13 protein-coding genes are annotated in these 18,623 nt (G+C 62.7%); 1 reads left to right on the forward strand and 12 read right to left on the reverse strand.

The genetic code is table 11. The features are described from left to right. Window positions 1-71 precede the first annotated feature (71 nt). Window positions 72-1,880, forward strand: a complete 1,809-nt coding sequence (locus tag PRZ01_RS12785; RefSeq protein ID WP_273597182.1) for an aminopeptidase P family protein — start codon at window positions 72-74, stop codon at window positions 1,878-1,880. 32 nt (window positions 1,881-1,912) lie between these two features. Here the strand turns inward: PRZ01_RS12785 and PRZ01_RS12790 are convergent, their stop codons facing one another. The 12 genes from PRZ01_RS12790 to PRZ01_RS12845 form a co-directional block, all read right to left on the reverse strand. Beyond that, window positions 1,913-2,770, reverse strand: a complete 858-nt coding sequence (locus PRZ01_RS12790) for a LytR/AlgR family response regulator transcription factor (protein ID WP_273597183.1) — start codon at window positions 2,768-2,770, stop codon at window positions 1,913-1,915. Next, window positions 2,767-3,870, reverse strand: a complete 1,104-nt coding sequence (locus PRZ01_RS12795; protein ID WP_273597184.1) for a sensor histidine kinase — start codon at window positions 3,868-3,870, stop codon at window positions 2,767-2,769. The genes PRZ01_RS12790 and PRZ01_RS12795 overlap by 4 nt, the downstream gene beginning before the upstream one ends. Before the next feature lie 150 nt (window positions 3,871-4,020). After that, on the reverse strand, window positions 4,021-4,806 hold the full coding sequence (locus PRZ01_RS12800; RefSeq protein ID WP_273597185.1) for a carbonic anhydrase: 786 nt from the start codon (window positions 4,804-4,806) through the stop codon (window positions 4,021-4,023). A gap of 34 nt (window positions 4,807-4,840) precedes the next feature. Continuing rightward, on the reverse strand, window positions 4,841-5,815 hold the full coding sequence (locus PRZ01_RS12805) for a peptidylprolyl isomerase (protein ID WP_273597186.1): 975 nt from the start codon (window positions 5,813-5,815) through the stop codon (window positions 4,841-4,843). An 18-nt stretch (window positions 5,816-5,833) separates the two neighbouring features. Beyond that, window positions 5,834-6,568: a respiratory nitrate reductase subunit gamma gene (gene narI, locus PRZ01_RS12810; RefSeq protein ID WP_273597187.1), complete on the reverse strand. Its 735-nt coding sequence runs from the start codon at window positions 6,566-6,568 to the stop codon at window positions 5,834-5,836. After that, complete coding sequence (narJ, locus tag PRZ01_RS12815) at window positions 6,565-7,254, reverse strand: nitrate reductase molybdenum cofactor assembly chaperone (RefSeq protein ID WP_273597188.1); 690 nt, start codon at window positions 7,252-7,254, stop codon at window positions 6,565-6,567. Before narJ ends, narI begins: the two co-directional genes overlap by 4 nt. 67 nt (window positions 7,255-7,321) lie before the next feature. Next, window positions 7,322-8,845 (reverse strand): nitrate reductase subunit beta, encoded by a 1,524-nt coding sequence (gene narH, locus PRZ01_RS12820; RefSeq protein WP_273597189.1) that lies wholly within the window; start codon window positions 8,843-8,845, stop codon window positions 7,322-7,324. Beyond that, on the reverse strand, window positions 8,842-12,624 hold the full coding sequence (locus PRZ01_RS12825) for a nitrate reductase subunit alpha (RefSeq protein WP_273597190.1): 3,783 nt from the start codon (window positions 12,622-12,624) through the stop codon (window positions 8,842-8,844). The genes narH and PRZ01_RS12825 overlap by 4 nt, the downstream gene beginning before the upstream one ends. Before the next feature lie 57 nt (window positions 12,625-12,681). Further along, on the reverse strand, window positions 12,682-14,316 hold the full coding sequence (locus tag PRZ01_RS12830; RefSeq protein ID WP_273597191.1) for an MFS transporter: 1,635 nt from the start codon (window positions 14,314-14,316) through the stop codon (window positions 12,682-12,684). A 24-nt stretch (window positions 14,317-14,340) separates the two neighbouring features. Further along, a complete protein-coding gene (locus PRZ01_RS12835) occupies window positions 14,341-15,651 on the reverse strand; it encodes an MFS transporter (RefSeq protein ID WP_273597192.1) in 1,311 nt (436 codons plus the stop codon). A gap of 261 nt (window positions 15,652-15,912) precedes the next feature. After that, the gene (locus PRZ01_RS12840; RefSeq protein ID WP_273597193.1) at window positions 15,913-16,584 is read right to left on the reverse strand and encodes a response regulator; all 672 of its coding nucleotides are present in this window, start codon (window positions 16,582-16,584) and stop codon (window positions 15,913-15,915) included. 13 nt (window positions 16,585-16,597) lie between these two features. After that, the gene (locus PRZ01_RS12845) at window positions 16,598-18,574 is read right to left on the reverse strand and encodes a type IV pili methyl-accepting chemotaxis transducer N-terminal domain-containing protein (protein ID WP_273597194.1); all 1,977 of its coding nucleotides are present in this window, start codon (window positions 18,572-18,574) and stop codon (window positions 16,598-16,600) included. Window positions 18,575-18,623: the final 49 nt, after the last annotated feature.

The following is an 18,623-nucleotide window of genomic DNA, read 5'->3' on the forward strand; positions in this document are numbered from 1 at the left end:
CCCCTCCGACAGGCGCCGACACACCCTATCCGGGCGAGGCCCTTCATTCACAAAATCGCTGGAGACATTGCATGGATTCCCGTACATCCACCATCACGCTGCGCATTGAACAGATGCGCGATGCCATGAAAGCCCAAGGTGTGCACGCCGTGCTTGTGCCCTCCAGCGACCCCCACCTGTCTGAATACCTGCCCGAGCGCTGGCAAGGGCGCCAATGGCTGTCCGGCTTCACCGGCTCGATGGGCACGCTGGTGGTGACGCTCGACCGGGCGGCGATCTTTGCCGACACCCGCTACTGGACCCAGGCCGAGGTGGAGTTGGCGGGCACCGGCATCCAGTTGGAAAAAATTACCAGCGCGGTTTCGCCTCAATTCATCGACTGGATCGCCGCGCAATTGAAGCCCGGCCAATGCCTGGCGGTGGACGGCCAGGTGCTCAGCCTCGCACTGGCGCATCAACTGCGTGCGGGCATGGCACGTGCTGAAGTCCAGTTGCGCACCGACCTTGATTTGATCGACGCCGTTTGGGCTGGACGCCCGGTCCTGCCTGGCGCCGCCGTCTTCGAGCATTTGCCGCCGCAGGCCACGGTGAGCCGGGCCGACAAATTGGCGCAGGTGCGTGCCGCCATGGCCACGTTGGGGCAAAGCCACCATTTCATCTCCAGCGTGGACGATGTGGCCTGGCTGCTGAACCTGCGCGGCTCGGACGTTGAATACAACCCCGTGTTCATGGCCCATGCGCTGGTGAGCCTGCAGGGCGCCACCTTGTTCGTGGGTGCCGGCAAGATCGACGCGGCATTGCAGGCCCGTTTGCAGGCCGATGGCGTGCAACTGGCTGATTACGTCGACGCCGCCCAAGCCCTCAAGGCCTTGCCGGCCGGCGCCACCGTGCTGATGGACCCGCGCCGCGTCACCCTGGGCCTGCGCGAGGCGGTACCTGCCCACGCCAAGGTGCGCGAAGCCATCAACCCCAGCACCCTGGCCAAGAGCCGCAAGACCGAGGCCGAAGCCTCATTTGTACGCGAAGCCATGGCCCAGGACGGCGCGGCGATGTGCGAGTTTTATGCCTGGTTTGAACAAGCCCAAGGCAAAGAGCGCCTCACCGAGCTCACCGTCGACGAAAAGCTCAGTGCCGCCCGCGCTCGCCGCGCTGGCTTCGTTGGCCTGAGTTTTCCCACCATCGCGGGCTTCAACGCCAACGGCGCCATGCCGCATTACCGCGCCACGCCCGAGTCACATGCGGTGATTGAGGGCAATGGCTTGCTCTTGATCGACTCCGGCGCGCAATACCTGGGCGGCACGACCGACATCACCCGAGTCTGGCCGATTGGCCAGGTCAGCGCGGCGCAAAAGCGCGACTACACCCTGGTGCTCAAAGGCACGTTGAGCTTGTCTCGCGCTTGCTTCCCCCAAGGTACGCTGAGCCCCATGCTCGACGCCCTGGCCCGTGCGCCCATGTGGGAGCACGGCCTGGACTATGGCCACGGCACCGGCCATGGCGTGGGCTATTTCATGAACGTGCATGAAGGCCCGCAAAGCATCTCCAAGGCCATCCCCGACGCCAATATGGCGATGGAAGCCGGCATGATCACCTCCATCGAACCAGGGGTGTACCGCCCGGGTCTGTGGGGCGTGCGCATTGAGAATCTGGTGCTCAACGTTGCCAAGGCAACGCCCGAGCAAGGCGCCTTCGGCTCGATGCTGGCGTTTGAAACCCTGACACTGTGCCCGATTGACACCCGCTGCATCGACATGGGTTTGATGCGCGCCGATGAAATCGCTTGGCTGAACGCCTACCACGCCGAGGTGCGCGCCCGCCTGCAGCCGCTCGTCAGCGGCGACGCGCTGGCTTGGCTGCTGGCACGTACCGAAGCGCTATAAAACCGGCCAAGGCCCCTGCCGAGGGGCCTTGCCTACATCTGCCGAAACAGATGCAGATAGCTGCGGCTGACCGGCAGCACTTCGGCGCGGCCGCGCAAATGCACGTCCGCCGTCTCGTTGGGGCCCCGGGTCACGTGGCTGACGGCATGCAGATTGACCACGACGGAGCGGTGCACCTGCACAAATTTTTGCGGGTCCAGCTGCGCCATCAGCTCGCGGATCGGGGTGCGGATCAAGGCCTCGCCTTCACCCCAAACCACCAGGGTGTACTTCTCGTCGGAGCGCAGGTAGGTGATTTCGTCCACCGGAATCAACTTCAGCGTGGCCCCGACCGAGGCACGAATCCACTGCAACCAAGGCGGCGAACCACCGTTGGCAGCGGGCGGCGCCTCGGCCGAGCGTGAGAGCTGCTTCATCAGCATGTCGATGCGGGCTTCAAGCGTCTCCAGCGCGTCGCCCCGGGCGGCTTCAGCGGGGGGGGCGTCCTTGTCTACCGGCGAATGATTCGAGCGCGCCAACAGGCGCTCCTGCAAGCGCTGCACGGTGTCGGCCAGCCGTTTTTCTTCCAGGGGTTTAACCAGGTAGTCGAGCGCACCTTGCTCGAAGGCCTGGACCGCATATTGGTCGAAGGCGGTGACAAACACGATCTGCGCACGCCGCGCCAGCTGCCGCGCCGCTTCCACGCCGTTGAGGCCCGGCATGTGTACGTCGAGAAACACGATATCGGGGCGCAAGGCCTCAAACATTTCCAGGGCTTCACGACCATTGCGGGCTTGGCCGACGATTTGCAATTCGGGCCAGATGGCGTTCAACGCCCGGGCCAGGCTTTCGCGCAGCAGCGGTTCATCATCGGCAATCAGGGCCGCAGGGCGGGAAGCAAAGGAGGTCATGGCTGGAACTGGATTTCGGCACGCAGGCCATGCGGAGAATTTTCGCTCAACTCCAAGCGAGCGGAGGGGCCGAAAAACACCTTGAGACGCTCGCGCAGATTGCGCAGGCCGGTGCCCGAGCCGCTGCTTTGCGTCAAACCCACGCCGCTGTCGCTCACCCAGATGCGCACCCTACCCTCCTCGCCTTCACGCGCGGCGGCCAGCTCGACACGGCCTCCGTCCTCCCCCGGGTCGATGCCATGGCGGATGGCGTTTTCCACCAGCGTCAACAAGGCCATGGGCGGAAAACGCAAACGCTGCAACTCAGCGGGCACCTCGATGTGAAAGCTCAGGCGGTCTGGCATGCGCAGGTGCATCAACTCCAGGTAGGCCTGCACGAGGCTCAACTCATCACCCAGGCTGGCCGCCTCGTTTTGCAAGCGCGGCATGGCCGCACGCAGATAGGCGATGAGGCTGCGCAAAACGGGCCCGGCTTGGGGCGAACCCGTTTCCACCAGCGCACGCACATTGGCCAGGGTGTTGAAGAGAAAGTGCGGCTCCACCTGGGCCTGCAGCAGGCGGAGTTGTGCGTCCAGGGTCTGGCGCTCCAATTCGCTGCGCTCCAGATCGAAGCGCAAGGCCTGGCTGCGCGCCTCGGCATCGCGCTGCCGGTACAGCGAGCCCATGGCCAGCAGCGGCGCCAGCACCAGGCCTGAGCCTGAGATGAAGATGAAGCCCATCACCTTGGCTTCATTGTTGAACAGGGACTCAAGATCGCCGCCGACGGCCACCATATACACCACCAAGGTGGCCAAGGGGACTGTCAGCACCACCACCACCACCTGCAAAAACCAACGCCCAATCCACACGGGCAGGCGGCGCGGCCATTGCCCGGCGGCGGCAAAGGCCAACAAACCCAGCAAGCCGACGAACAGGGTGCGCCCCAGCAGCACCACAAAAGGCGTGATGAAGACGATGTCCAACGTCAAGGCAGCGAGAAAGGCAAAACCCATGGCCATGGCCACGCGCGGGAATGTCAAATAAGCCAGAAACTGGCGCCAGGCCTCGCGATGGCTGGGTACGGTTTGGGAGGCGGCAGACGGTGGCGATGGAGACAACATGCGCCAAGGGTAACGGTTCACCCGCCTTTGCTGAAGCCCTTGGCGTAAGCAAAGCGACGAACAACGGTTTGACGGCCCCAAGCGACCTCCCGGACACCCGCAGCTCAGCCGGCCTGAAGCTGAAAAAGAATCAACCGCTCTGTTTCGACGTTAGCTACCAGACCTCGGCGCCCAGGCGGCATCGATTTCATTGAAGAGCGGGGAGTCCTCTTCAGCATGCTCGCGATAGGGGCCGGTGCCGCTGTGCTCGGCGCTTGACGCGGGCACAAAATGCCCCAGATTGACGTCGAACACATGCACCTCGCCGGCCTCGATCACGTAGTGCCAGCCGTGCAAGGATATCTGGCCCCGCTCCACCCGCGCCCGCACCATGGGGTAGTCCATCAGGCGCTCCAGTTGCAGGACCACAGAGCGCTCTTCGGTGCGGCGCAGCGCCTCCTCCGACACCTGCACCGGCAGTGCGGCCTCGCGGCCCAGGGCCAGCCAGGCTTTGAGATTGGGGGCCTCGTCAGGCACTTCGCCATACAACGCGCGAACGCCGCCACAGTGGCTGTGCCCACAAACAATGATGTGCTGCACGTTCAAAGCCAACACCGCGTACTCGATGGCCGCGGCCGTCCCGTGCAGGCCCACCCAATGGCGGTTGCCCTCCGGTGCACGCGGCCCCTCGCGCAATGGCGCGCCGCCGTCAAGCGCCCGCGCCCCCGCCAACATGCCGTCGTACGGCGGCACAAAGGCGCCGACATTGCGCACCAGAAACAACTCGCCCGGCCCCGCACCGGTGAGCAAATGAGGCACCAGGCGTGAGTCGGAGCATCCAATGAACAGCGTAGTGGGGTGCTGCCCCTGCTCGACCAGGTCCTTGAATTGAGACTGGTACTGCGGAAAATAGTCGGTGTTGAAACGCCGCAGGCGGGACAGCAATTCGTCAGGCATGGTGGACTCTGAAAGGCATCGCTTACACCCAGCACTACTGAACCAGGGGCGACGTGGACTCGTCCAGGCTCAAGCCCACCCAATGGGCTTCACCCGCCAAACTGTTGAGGTACTGGCGCAACGCGGTCACATAGGTTTGTTGGCGCAGCGTTTGCGCAATCGCGCTGTGCACCTGATCAAAGCGCTGGGGCTGCCCGGGCTGGCGCTCCATCACCCACACGATATGAAAGCCAAAGCGGCTGCTGATCAAACGCGGCAAGACGCCCACGTGGGCATTGGCCTCGTCTTGCGCAAACAATGCGGCGCCAAATTCGGGCGCGCAGTCGGCGCGGCTCAACCATCCCAGGTTACCGCCCTGGGCGCTGCTGGGGCAGTTGGACTGGCTGGCGGCGGCGGCGGCAAATGCGGCGCCACCGTCGTCCGTGCTGCAACGCAGCGCAACGAGCGATTGCTCGGCCCGCTTGCGCAAGGCGTCCACATCGACACCCGGTGTCACCGCGAACAAAATGTGCCGCGCCAAAACTTGCTCACCTACTGAGAAGCGTGCCGGATGGGCGTCGAAGTAACGCTGACACGCAGCGGCATCAGGCTCGGGCAGGCGAAGCTCCTGCGCCAGCAGCGCCTCAATCGCCAGCGAGGCTTCTTCGCTGAGCACGCCGTCCAGGGCGGGCAGATCGCCCACCGCCAGCAGGCCCTTGCGCTGCGCGGCCTGGCGCAGCAACTCGCTGTAGGCGCGTTGACGCAAGGCCTCAGGGTCGGGCGACTCGCCCACGCCGTGCAGTGGCACGCCGTTGACACTGGCCACGCCGATGGCGGCATCTTCAGCCATCAAGGCCTCGATCGAGGTTGAGGATTGCGGTAGCCCATCCTCAAAGCCGGCCGAATGCCCATGGTGCCCATGGTGCCCCTGATCCGCCTGATGCGCAGGCGCTGATTCCGCCACCGCGGCGGAAGACTTGCAGCCACAGCCACCGCCGCCGCCACCACATCCATGTTGTGATTCACTCATGGTCGATCACTCCCTGTCTCAACGTTGAGGCGCGCTGTTATGCCCGGCGGGCACATTCAGGCGGCGGCTCCGCACCATTTGGTAAGGGCGCACCAGATAGGCCAGCGTGCCAAAGCCGCTCCACACATGCACCAGGCGTGTGAACGGGAAGATCAAGAAGATGCTCATGCCCAGGAACATGTGCAGCTTGAACACCCAAGAGGCTTCAGCCAGCAACTCCACCGCGCCACCGCGGAAGGTGACGATGCGCTGCGCCCAACCGGCCAGCAACATCATCATGCCGCCGTCCAGGTGCTGCGCGGAGAGCGGGATCGTCGCCAGGCCCAGAGCCAGTTGCAGCCACAACAGCACCAGCAGCACAATGTCCGAGGTCTTGGAGTTGATGCGGATGCGCTCGTCGCTCAGTCGGCGGTGCAGCAACAAGGTCACCCCGATCCAGCCCAGCAGGCCGGCCAGGCCGCCGCTGACCATGGCCATCAGCTGCTTGTTGCCCGCTGAGATAAAGGGTTCGTACAAAAAGTGGGGCGTCAGCATGCCCACCGTGTGACCGAAGAACAAGAACAGCACCCCCACATGGAACAGGTTGCTGCCCCAGCGCAACGTGCCGGCGCGCAGCATCTGCGAGGAGTCGCTTTTCCAGCTGTACTGGTCGCGATCAAAACGCAGCAGGCTGCCGATCAAAAAGACCGCCAGGCAGATGTAGGGATAGATGCCGAACAGGGCGTAGTCCAAAGGACTGGCGAGCGAATTCATATGCGCGCTCCTTGCGAGTTAGCTTGACTCTTGACGATGTGAATGGGTTGCGGCTGGCCGGGTTTGCTCTGGCCCTTGGAGGTGCAGCCGTCAAAGGCGGCGGGCTCCACCCAGGCGTCATCCAGCGCTTCGTCCGGGGTGATTTGCACGGCCTGGGGCTTCTCGCCGGCCAGCTCCAGCACCGCGCCAATGGCGGCGGCGTAGGGGCTATCCTGCTTGATCAAGGCACTGTGGATGGCGTTGAGGATGTGCGCCATCTCGCCCAGAAACTGCCGCGCCGTGCCTGCCGGCTGGGTGCTGACAAATTCGAGCACCACGGGCAGGTAATCCGGCAGTTCACTGGCTTCAAAAAACACCCCGCCCGCCGCGTAGGTTTGCTGCAGATCGACCAAGGCGGGGCCGCGCTCGCGGGAGTCGCCGTGCACATGCTCGAACATGTGCAGGCTGGTGGCGCGCCCGCGGTCGAAGGTTTCAACATAACGGGCTTGCACCGTGTAGCCGTCGGCATGGCCCAGGCGTTGGATCAAGGCCTCGACCTCGCCCAGGCGTTGCGGGCTCAATGCGCGCTCCTGCCGCAGGGCCTGCAGCAAGTCGGGCAAATGGGCGCGCATTTCGTCGCTGGGGTAGTCCAGCAGCTTGGCGAGAACGCGGCTGGTGATGCTTTGTGCTGGCAAGTTTTTGTTCATCTGTATCTTTCTGTCGGTGGGCGGCCGGGCCTGTCAATTCAAGCGCGCGGCCGGTTCCGCAAGCTCATCAGACCCCGGCCTTGATCGGGATGGTCCGCTTCTTCTGGCCCCCGAACAGGCTGGTCTCGGTCTGCCCGTCCGAGCAGCCGTTGCCGAAGCTGAAGCCACAGCCACCGCGCAGGTCGTAGGCGTTTTCAGCGTACTCTCGGTGGGTGGTCGGGATGACAAAGCGGTCTTCATAGTTAGCGATGGCCATGGTTTGGTACATGTCCTCCACCTCCGCCTTCTGCAAGCCGACCTGGGCCAGGACCGCGTTGTTTTCAACCCCGTCCACATGCTTGCCGCGCTGATAGGCGCGCATGGCCAGCAGGCGCTCCAAGGCGCGCTCGACCGGCGGCACATCGCCCGCGGTGAGCAGATTGGCCAGGTATTGCACGGGGATGCGCAACTGCTTGACGTCCGGGATCTGACCGTTCACACCGATATGGCCGGCGTTGGCGGCCGAGCTGATGGGCGACAGCGGCGGCACATACCACACCATCGGCAGCGTGCGGTATTCGGGGTGCAGCGGCAGGGCCACCTTCCAGTCCACAGCCATCTTGTAGACGGGGCTCTTCTTGGCTGATTCCAACCAAGCCTCAGGGATGCCGTCGGCACGCGCCTGGGCGATCACCGCCGGGTCATGCGGGTCCAGGAAGATGTCCAACTGCGCCTGGTACAGGTCCTTGTCGTCCTTGACGCTGGCGGCCTGCTCGATGCGGTCGGCGTCATACAGCAGCACGCCGAGGTAACGAATACGGCCGACGCATGTTTCAGAACACACGGTGGGCTGGCCCGCCTCAATGCGCGGGTAGCAGAAGATGCACTTCTCGGCCTTGCCGGACTGCCAGTTGTAGTAGATCTTCTTGTAGGGGCAGCCCGACACGCACATGCGCCAGCCGCGACACTTGTCTTGGTCGATCAGCACAATGCCGTCTTCCTCGCGCTTGTAGATCGAGCCCGAAGGGCAGCTCGCCACGCAGGCCGGGTTCAGGCAGTGCTCGCACAAGCGCGGCAGGTACATCATGAAGGTGTTTTCAAACTGCCCGTAGATGTCTTTCTGCACATTCTCGAAGTTCGCATCCTTGCTGCGCTTGGCGAACTCACCACCCAGGATTTCCTCCCAGTTGGGGCCCCACTCGATCTTCTCCATGCGCTTGCCCGTGATCAGGCTGCGCGGGCGCGCGGTGGGCGCGGCCTTGGACTTGGGCGCAGTTTGCAGGTGCGCATAGTCAAAGGTGAAGGGCTCGTAGTAGTCGTCGATTTCCGGCAGATTGGGGTTGGCGAAGATGCGCATCAGCAACTTCCACTTGCCACCCTGGCGAGGCTCGATGTTGCCGTTGCTCAGGCGATGCCAGCCGCCGTTCCATTTATCTTGGTTCTCCCATTCCTTGGGGTAACCGATGCCAGGCTTGCTCTCAACGTTGTTGAACCAGGCGTACTCCATGCCGGGCCGGTTGGTCCAGACGTTCTTGCAGGTCACTGAACAGGTGTGGCAGCCGATGCACTTGTCCAGGTTCAGCACCATGCCGATTTGGGCGCGTATCTTCATGCGTGTTCTCCTTGGGGCACGGCCTCATCGTCCAGCCAGTCGATCTTGGCCATCTTGCGCACCAGCACGAATTCATCGCGGTTGGTGCCAATCGTTCCGTAGTAATTGAAGCCGTAGCTCAGCTGGGCATAACCCCCAATCATGTGGGTGGGCTTGGTGACAATGCGCGTCACCGAGTTGTGGATGCCGCCGCGTGTGCCGGTGATCTCCGATCCGGGGGTGTTGATGATCTTCTCTTGCGAGTGGTACATCATCACCATGCCGTTCTTGACGCGCTGGCTCACCACCGCACGGGCCGCAATGGCGCCGTTGGCGTTGAAGAGCTCTACCCAGTCGTTGTCAACAATGCCGGCACTGCGAGCGTCGTCCTCGCTCAGCCAGATCACCGAGCCGCCGCGATTGAGCGTCAACATCATCAGGTTGTCGCTGTAGGTGCTGTGGATGCCCCATTTCTGGTGCGGTGTGATGAAGTTGAGAGCGATTTCCTTGTGCCCATTGGGTTTGACGCCCTGCACTTCCACCAGGGTCTTCAAGTCCACCGGCGGGCGATAGCTGGTGAAGCCCTCGCCGAAGGCCTGCATCCAGGGGTGATCCTGGTAGAACTGCTGGCGGCCCGTCAGGGTGCGCCATGGGATCAGCTCATGCACATTGGTATAGCCTGCGTTGTAGCTGACCTTCTCGCTTTCCAGGCCCGACCAGGTGGGGCTGGAGATGATCTTGCGTGGCTGCGCCTGAATATCGCGGAAGCGGATCTTCTCGTCCTCGCGGTGCAGGGCCAGATGGGTGTGGTCACGCCCAGTCTGCTTGCCCAGCGCCTCCCAGGCCTTGACGGCCACATGTCCGTTGGTCTCAGGCGCGAGCGACAGCACCACCTCGGTCGCGTCGATGTCGCTCTCGATGCGGGGCATGCCCTGGGTGACGCCCTCTTCCCGCACCCAGCCATTCAGTTCACCCAGCTGTTCCACCTCCGTCTTGGTGTCCCAGCCGATGCCCTTGCCGCCGTTGCCGGCCTTGTTCATCAAGGGGCCCAGTGCGGTGAAGCGCTTGTAGAGATTGGGGTAGTCGCGCTCGACCACCATCATCTGCGGCGCAGTCTTGCCAGGAATCAGCTCACACTCGCCCTTTTTCCATTCAGAGACGCCAAAAGGCTGTGCCAATTCGGCCGGGCTGTCGTGCATCAGCGGGTTCAGCACCAGCTCTTTCTCGACGCCCAGATGGCCCACGCATAACTCGCTGAGCGTGCGGGCGAAGCCTTTGTAGATTTCCCAGTCGCTGCGCGCCTGCCACGCCGGGTCCACCGCGGTGGAGAGCGGGTGGATGAAGGGGTGCATATCGCTGGTGTTGAGGTCATTCTTCTCGTACCAAGTGGCGGTGGGCAGCACGATGTCGGAGTACAGACAAGTGGTGCTCATGCGGAAGTCCAGCGTCACCAGCAAGTCCAGCTTGCCTTCGGGCGCCTTGTCGTGCCATTCCACCTCCATGGGTTTGGCGTCGTCCTTGCCGAGGTCCTTGCCCTGCACACCGTGGGTCGTGCCCAGCAGGTGCTTGAGGAAGTACTCATGCCCCTTGCCCGAGGAGCCCAGGATGTTGGAGCGCCACACAAACATATTGCGCGGCCAGTTGGCGGCGTGGTCGGGGTCTTCGCAGCTCATGCGCAGCGCGCCGCTCTTGAGCCCGCTCACCGCGTAGTCCTTGGGGTCGAGGCCGGCTGCGGCCGCATCCTTCACCACCTGGATGGGGTTGGTCTGCAGTTGCGGTGCTGAGGGCAACCAGCCCATGCGCTCGGCGCGCACGTTGTAGTCGATCAGGCTGCCGCCGAATTTGGATTTATCAGCCAGGGGCGAGAGCACCTCGCTCACGTCCAGCTTTTCATAACGCCACTGGTCGGTGTGCGCGTAGAAGAAGCTGGTGCTGTTCATCTGGCGCGGCGGGCGGATCCAGTCCAGCGCGAAGGCCAGCGCCGTCCAGCCGGTTTGCGGACGCAGTTTTTCCTGGCCCACATAGTGCGCCCAGCCGCCACCGGATTGGCCGATACAGCCGCACATCATCAGCATATTGATGATGCCGCGGTAGTTCATGTCGCAGTGGTACCAGTGGTTCATGGCGGCGCCGATGATGACCATGGACTTGCCGCGCGTCTTGTCGGCCGTGTCTGCGAATTCGCGCGCCACGGTGATGATCTGCTCGCGCTTGACGCCGGTGATGCTCTCCGCCCAGGCTGGCGTGTAGGCCTTGTTGTCGTTGTAGGTCTTGGCGCAATCGTCGCCCAAACCGCGGTCGATGCCGTACTGCGCCACTTGCAGGTCAAACACCGTCGCCACCAACACCTCGCCAGCATCGTCATGCTTGCCCAGCTTCAAGCGCACCACGGGCACGTTGCGGCTCAGCACATCCTGCTGTTTGTTGGCGGTGAACTGGGGCGACTCCACCCCACCGAAGTAAGGGAAGCCAACTTCCGCCACCTCGTGCGCAATGCCCTCGTCTTCCAGCGCTGAAAGCTTGAGCTTGACGTCGGTGTCGTTGCGGGCTTCTTTGCTTTCCAGATTCCATTTACCCAGATCGGGCCGCTCGCCCGCACCCCAACGGAAGCCGATGGAGCCATTGGGCAGCACCACCTTGCCGGTGGTGTCGAATGCCAGAGTCTTCCACTCGGGGTTGTTGTCCTGGCCCAGCTTGCCGCCGAAGTCGCTGGCACGCAGATAGCGATCGGGCACCAGCAGTGCGCGTCCGTCGGCGGTGGTGTGCTTCTTCAACTGCACCAACAACGGCAAGTCGGTGTAGCGGCGGGCGTAATCGTCAAAGTACGCTGACCGCTTGTTGAAGTAAAACTCCTTCAAAATTACATGGCCCATCGCCATGGCGATGGCGGCATCGGTGCCCTGCTTCGGGTGCATCCAAATGTCGGCCAGCTTGGAGATTTCAGCGTAGTCAGGCGTGATCACCACCGTCTTGGTGCCCTTGTAGCGCACCTCGGTGAAGAAGTGGGCGTCCGGCGTGCGCGTCTGCGGTACGTTGGAGCCCCAGGCGATGATGTAGTTGGAGTTGTACCAGTCGGCGCTTTCGGGCACGTCGGTCTGCTCACCCCAAATCTGCGGGCTGGCGGGCGGCAGGTCGCAATACCAGTCGTAGAAACTCATGCACACGCCACCCAGCAAGCTCAGGTAGCGGCTGCCGGCGGCATAGCTGATCATGCTCATCGCCGGAATGGGCGAGAAGCCGATGATGCGGTCAGGCCCGTGCTTCTTGATCGTGTAGATGTTGGCGCTGGCGATGATCTCGTTGACCTCGTCCCAGGTTGAGCGCACGAAGCCGCCCAGGCCGCGGTCTTTTTGCCACTCGGTCCGCTGGGCCTCGTTTTCAACCAGATTGCTCCAGGCGTCCACGGGGCTCTTGGAGACCGTGCGGGCAGCCCGCCAGTGTTTGAGCAGCGAGCCGCGCACCATCGGGTACTTGACGCGGTTGGCGCTGTACAGGTACCAGGAATAACTGGCACCCCGCGCGCAACCACGCGGCTCGTGGTTGGGCAGATCGGGGCGGGTACGGGGGTAGTCGGTCTGCTGGGTTTCCCAGGTGACGATGCCGCCCTTCACATAAATTTTCCACGAGCAGGAGCCCGTGCAGTTGGTACCGTGGGTGGAGCGCACGATCTTGTCGTGCTGCCAGCGGGCGCGGTAGGCGTCTTCCCAGGTACGGTCTTCGCCGGTAACCCGGCCGTGGCCGTCGGCAAAGTCTTCTTTGGGCTGAGCAAAATAGCTCAGGCGGTCGAGAAAATGGCTCATGAATTGCCTCTTGTCAAAGTCTTGAGGGTGTCAGTTAAAGCAGCGCATCCGGCAGCTTCAGGGGTTCTTGACATAGGCGCCACGGCGCAGATAGAACCACCAGTTCAGCACCAGGCACAGGGCGTAAAAAACCGCAAATCCGTAAAAGGCATGCTGCGGTGAACCGGCGGTCACTTGTTTGCCAATCAGCACCGGCGCAATGAAAGCGCCATAGGCCGCCACGGCCGAAGTCCAGCCCACCACGGTGCCGGCCTGGGTCTTGTCGAAGATGATGCCCATGCTGCGGAAGGTGGAGCCATTGCCAATGCCGCTGGCCGCAAACAGCAGCATGAACAAGCCCATGAAGGCGGCAAAGTACTGCTCGGGCATGGGCGACTGGTAAGCCAGCAACATCACATAGCCCACGGCGGCAGACGCAAACACCATGACGACGGAGATCACCTGTGTGACGATGGCGCCGCCCACCTTGTCGGCGATCCAGCCGCCCAGGGGCCGCACAGCCGCGCCGACAAAGGGGCCGATCCAGGCATAGGTCAGTGCAGACGGTGCATTAGGGTTCTTCAAGCTGTGCTGCAGCACGCCCGCAGCGTCAGGGATGTGCTGCACGCCGAAGATCACAGTGATGGCCAGTGGCAGTGCCATCGAGAAGCCAATGAAGCTGCCGAAGGTCACCACATACAACGCCGTCATGGCCCAGGTGTGCTTGTTGCTGAAGATGGCGAACTGCTTGGCCACGCTCTCCTTCATGCTGCCGAAGGCGGCCAGCTTCATCATCATCAGCGCGGCGAGGATGTCCAGCGGAATCGCCACCCACATATTCAGCAGGCCCAGGCCCGTGGGTGCCGGCAGATACAGGTAGAGCATGCCGATCGACGGCACAAAGGCCAGCGAGTACAGGTAAACGATCTTGCTCAGCGCCACGACCGGGCCACCGGTGTCGGGCGACACGCTCTTCAGATTGTTCATGCCGAACCAACACAGCACCGACAACGGCACCAGCGAGATCACCCACGCAAAGCCCGCGTTTTGAATGTAGGTGGGTGTGCCAGCAACGATCTTGCCGAAAATCCATCCGCTGTCTTTCACCAACGGCTTGGCTTCACCGCCGAAGGCACCGAACAGGCCCATGGTCATCACCAGGGGGATAACGATCTGCATCGTCGTCACGCCGAAGTTGCCCAGGCCACCATTCAAGCCCAACGCCGTGCCCTGCAAGCGCTTAGGGAAGAAGGGGCTGATATTGGACATGGACGACGCAAAGTTGCCACCGCCCACGCCCGACCACAGCGCCATCAGTTGGAACACCCACAGCGGCCACTCCGGGTGCTGCAAGGCGATGCCGGTGCCCAGTGCGGGCGCCAGCAGCATGGCCGTGGTCAGGAAGATGGTGTTGCGCCCGCCCGCCATGCGTACCAGAAACGACGCCGGGATGCGCATGGTGGCACCGGAGATGCCGGCGATGGCCGTCAGCGTGAACAACTGGTCCTTGGTGAAGGGAAAGCCCAGGTTGAGCATCTGCACCGTGATGATGCCCCACATGCCCCAGACCGCGAAGCCGCAAAGCAGCGCGGGGATCGAGATCCAGAGATTGCGGTAGGCGATCTTCTTGCCGGTGCTTTCCCAAAACTGCTCGTCCTCGGGGCGCCAGTCGGCAATGTCGCCGCCGCCCGAAGTCTGACTCGGTTTGTTCATGAAAGTTCCTTGTGATGAAGCCGCTCAGCGGCCAAAACTTTGTGAGATGGGCGAGGCCAGAGCGTTGCGGCCCATCAACTCGGTGCGGCGCACTTCTGTCCAGTACATCCAGATCAACGAGACCCAGACCACGCCGTACATCAGCATGAAGGCGCTCGAGCGCACGCCCGTCAGGTCCATCAGCCCGCCGAACATGATGGGCAGCACAAAGCCGCCCATGCCACCGGCCAGGCCGACGATGCCGCTGATGGTGCCGATGTTCTGCCCGTAGTCGTCGCTGATGTACTTAAAGACACTGGCCTTGCCGAAGGCGAAGGCGATGCCCAGTGTGAACATCAGCGCGGTGAACGTGTAGACGTTGAGGCCGATGTGAAAGGTCTTCAAACCCGTCACGGTTTGAATGGTGAAGTCGGTCTGCGGATACGACAGCAAGAACAGGCAGATCCAGCTCACCCACAAGACCCACCAGGTGACGTTGTGCGCGCCATGCTTGTCAGACATCCAACCACCGATGGCGCGCAGCACGCCGCCGGGCAGCGAGAAGCAGGCGGCCAGCAAGGCGGCTACGCGGATGTCCAGGCCGTACTCACCCACGTAGTACTGCACCATCCACAGCGACAAGGCAACATAACCGCCAAAAACGATGGAGTAGTACTGGCAGTACTTCAAGACCTTGGGGTCTTTCAGCGCCTTGAGCTGCGAGCTGAAGCTGGCCTGGCTGGCCACCTTGTGCGATTCGTCGGAGTAGGTGAAAAACCAGAACAACACAGCCGTGCCCAGCAACACGGCGGCATACACATGCGGCACCATGGTCCAGCCGAAGGCCACCACCAAGCCCGGAGCGACGAACTTGTTGACGGCGGCACCGGAGTTGCCGGCGCCAAACACGCCCATTGCAAAGCCCTGGCGCTTCTTGGGAAACCAGCGCGCCACATAAGGTGTACCCACCGAGAACGAACCGCCCGCCAAGCCAACAAACAGGCCAATCACCAGGAAGTGCCAATAGGCCGTGGCATAACTCATCAACCAGATGGGGCCAACGCAAGCCAGCATCAGGCTGAAAAAGACGATGCGGCCGCCGAACTTGTCGGTCCAGATGCCCAGCGGCACCCGGATCAGCGAACCGCTGAGCACCGGCATCGCGGTCAGCAGGCCGAACTCGGTGGCGTTCAGGTTCAGCGCCTTCTTGATCGGCACGCCGATCACACCAAACATCATCCAAACCATGAAACAGACCGTAAAGGCCAAGGTGCTGACAATCAGCACGCTCAGCGCCTTACGGTCATGCGCGGGGTCGGCAACGGTGCCGTTGTTTGCGCCGGAAGTGGTAGCCATAGACGATCTCCTCGTATCCATGACCCGCACTGTCGTCAATCAACGCCGCAAGCGCCATCCTTCAATGAGCGCAGCCCCTCGCTGCAGAAGAACGAGGGGGCCACGCCACCCCTCGTTCTTTGGGAGTAGGCCGGGTAGCCATCAACAAAACCCTGCGCCAGATCAAAGCGCGACCCAGCGTGATGCCCCCAAATTAAGGAGACATTTTTTTACGGCTTGCCTGCGATTTATGGGCAGCGTAGCTGCCGTTGCGTGAGTCACTCAACCCAAGCCGCGCTCGCTGGCCCACACCGCCACTTGCACGCGGGAGCTGAGGGCCAGTTTGGCGAAGATGTGCTGCACGTGGATCTTCACCGTGGTTTCGGCAATACCGAGGTTGCGCGCGATTTCCTTGTTGCTGCCGCCCCGTGCAATCTCGCGCAGGACATCTTGTTGGCGCGGCGACAACTCTGAGCCAGCCGCCAAGGCATCGGGCCGGGGCTCGGTGGGTTCCGCCTCGGCGAGCGGCGGTGCACTGGCCTTGAAGGCCATGACCAGTTTGTCCGTCATCTCTGGGCTCACCACCGACTGACCCTGTGCAGCACGGCGCACCGCACAAGCCAGATCAACCCCGTCGATCGTCTTGAGCAAATACCCCAAAGCACCGCCACGCAGTGCGAGCGTCAGGTCCTGTTCATCTTCGCTGACCGTGAGCATCAAAATGCGGCTGTGGGGCGTGGCCTCCAGCAAGCCGGGCAGCAAGTCAACGCCGCGCACCCCGGGCATGTGGTTGTCCAGCAGGATCACATCGGGGCGCAAATCGGCCGCACGGCGCAAGGCCTCGCTGCCGTCGGCAGCTTCGCCCACAACGTCCAGGTCGTCCTCCTGATTCAAGAGCGCCGTCAGGCCGCGGCGAAACAAGCTGTGGTCGTCTACCACCAATAGTCGGATCATGGTGTACGTCCTTTCATGAGGATGCCGGGGATGGGGATGGCGGCGGGTCAGATGGCTCTTCACCCGGCGCCGTTGTTGCGCGCGCCAGTGTCAGACCCACTTGCATGCCGCCGCCCGGGCGGCGCCCCAGCACGAGCTTCGCGCCAATGCGGTCGGCCCGTTCGCGCATGATGCGCAGGCCCACGTGATTTTCGGGCACTGCCTGGGCCTGCGGCTCAAAGCCCTTGCCGTCGTCGCTCACTTCAAAGTACCACTGCGGCTCTTGCCTCACTCGCACCGACACATGGTGGGCGCCAGAATGCTTGCGCACATTGGACAAGGCCTCCTGAATCACATGCAACACCTGAATCTGCTGGTCCGGCGGTAAGGGCACGCCATGCCCCTCCACCGTCAAGTGCGTGCCCAAGCCACTTTGCAGCTCGAATTTCGACAAGGTGGTGCGCAAGGCATGCTCGATGTCCTCATGGCCGGGGCGTGTGCGAAAGTGCAGCAGCAATTCGCGCACATCGGCATAACTTTCTCGCACACCGGTGTCAATTTCTTCCAGGCTGCGGTTCATGTCATCAGGCCGCTGTTTGGCCATGGCAGTGCGCAGCAGTTGAACCTGAATCTTCAAAAACGCCAGCGATTGCGCGATAGAGTCATGCAACTCCTGCGCCAGCAGATTGCGTTCTTCAGAGATGGCCATTTCGCGGTCGCGCGCCGCCAGCCGCAGGTTTTCAATCTGGGTCGCAAAATGACCGACCAAGGCATCGAAGTGCTGCCGCTCCGCCTCCTCGACCCGCCGCTCGCCGTAGTAGAACAACTCCACCTCGCCAATGGTGCGCAAGGCGCTCCGCATAGGTACCGCCACCACCGTTTGATAACCCGCTGCCTCGCAGTGCCCGAGGCTGCCTGACCCCAGGCTTCGCACCGGGATCACTCGCGCGCCCGCCATGGTCTGCAGATGCTCTCCGCAAGCGCAGGAGCCCATCCGCACGCAGCGCTCCGCTTCTTGCATGCTCTTGGGCAGGCGCGTCTGCCCCAGCAGCAGCAGACGCTCACCGTCTTCAGCGGCAAGCCGCACTGCCACCGCGTCGGCACCGGCAATCTGCGCCATCTTCAGGGCAAACAACTGGCCCTGGCTTTCCAGTGTGTCAGCGCCCTGGATGCCCATCATCGCCACTTCGTACAGCGACGCCAAACGGGCATTCTGCAAGGCCAAGCTGGCGGTTTTGTCCGCCACTTTGAGCTCCAAGCCTTTGTACGACCGCTCCAGCGCGTCGGCCATTTGGTTGAACCCGGCCGCAAGCGTAGAGAACTCTTCCACCGAATTGCGCTCGTCGATGCGCACTGAAAATTGGCGCGCCGTCATCTCGCGCAAGCCATCGCGCAAGCGCTGCAGCGGCTGGATGATCCACACAAAAGTGCCTGAAACAAACACCACCGAGGCGCCCACCACCAGCACCACCAAGCCAAAGCACAAGCCTCCCAGCAAGGCGGTTCGCGTGGCGATGGTGCGCTCGATCGCGCCCACCAACTCATCCACCGTGAACACAAAGGCGTCGGCCTGTTGGCGCAAGGCCGCCCCCCCGCCAGGCTGCAACAACTGCTGGCGGAACAGGGGCCACGCTTGTTGAACAGCGGCCAGGCGCTCTTGGCAAATCGCGTTATCAGGAACGAACAATGGGCGGTCAGGATCACCGTCGCGCAAATTGCGCACCATGCCATCAAAGCTCTGCACGCCGCCACGAACGGCTGCTTCAACAGATTCATCGCTCAGCTGCGGTCCGCCCCCCGCCACCGCTGCCGCCGAACCGGCCTCATAGTGCGCCAATACCAGGCGATAGGTCATCATGCGCATGCGCCCGGCTTCGTTGATGGCGCCCGCGCCACCTTCCAATTGCCAGGACACCCACAAGGTGAAGGCAATCGACGCCAACGCCACCACCAGAAACGTGGTTTGGATGAGCGCGAGTTTTCCAACCAGACTTCGGGTACGTTGAAACATCGGTGCACGATAGCAAGGCTGACCCGTTTGAAAATTGATTCATATCAAG

It is taken from the genome of Roseateles koreensis (genome assembly GCF_028595305.1).
In the GTDB taxonomy this organism is placed as follows: domain Bacteria; phylum Pseudomonadota; class Gammaproteobacteria; order Burkholderiales; family Burkholderiaceae_C; genus Paucibacter_A; species Paucibacter_A koreensis.

Excerpts from the sequence above, each read along its gene's own strand:
- PRZ01_RS12805 (WP_273597186.1), bottom strand. The coding sequence starts at position 5,815 with ATGAGTGAATCACAACATGGATGTGGTGGCGGCGGCGGTGGCTGTGGC.
- PRZ01_RS12840 (WP_273597193.1), bottom strand. The coding sequence starts at position 16,584 with ATGATCCGACTATTGGTGGTAGACGACCACAGCTTGTTTCGCCGCGGC.
- PRZ01_RS12835 (WP_273597192.1), bottom strand. The coding sequence starts at position 15,651 with ATGGCTACCACTTCCGGCGCAAACAACGGCACCGTTGCCGACCCCGCG.
- narH (WP_273597189.1), bottom strand. The coding sequence starts at position 8,845 with ATGAAGATACGCGCCCAAATCGGCATGGTGCTGAACCTGGACAAGTGC.
- PRZ01_RS12845 (WP_273597194.1), bottom strand. The coding sequence starts at position 18,574 with ATGTTTCAACGTACCCGAAGTCTGGTTGGAAAACTCGCGCTCATCCAA.
- narI (WP_273597187.1), bottom strand. The coding sequence starts at position 6,568 with ATGAATTCGCTCGCCAGTCCTTTGGACTACGCCCTGTTCGGCATCTAT.
- PRZ01_RS12825 (WP_273597190.1), bottom strand. The coding sequence starts at position 12,624 with ATGAGCCATTTTCTCGACCGCCTGAGCTATTTTGCTCAGCCCAAAGAA.
- PRZ01_RS12790 (WP_273597183.1), bottom strand. The coding sequence starts at position 2,770 with ATGACCTCCTTTGCTTCCCGCCCTGCGGCCCTGATTGCCGATGATGAA.
- PRZ01_RS12785 (WP_273597182.1), top strand. The coding sequence starts at position 72 with ATGGATTCCCGTACATCCACCATCACGCTGCGCATTGAACAGATGCGC.
- PRZ01_RS12795 (WP_273597184.1), bottom strand. The coding sequence starts at position 3,870 with ATGTTGTCTCCATCGCCACCGTCTGCCGCCTCCCAAACCGTACCCAGC.
- PRZ01_RS12830 (WP_273597191.1), bottom strand. The coding sequence starts at position 14,316 with ATGAACAAACCGAGTCAGACTTCGGGCGGCGGCGACATTGCCGACTGG.
- narJ (WP_273597188.1), bottom strand. The coding sequence starts at position 7,254 with ATGAACAAAAACTTGCCAGCACAAAGCATCACCAGCCGCGTTCTCGCC.
- PRZ01_RS12800 (WP_273597185.1), bottom strand. The coding sequence starts at position 4,806 with ATGCCTGACGAATTGCTGTCCCGCCTGCGGCGTTTCAACACCGACTAT.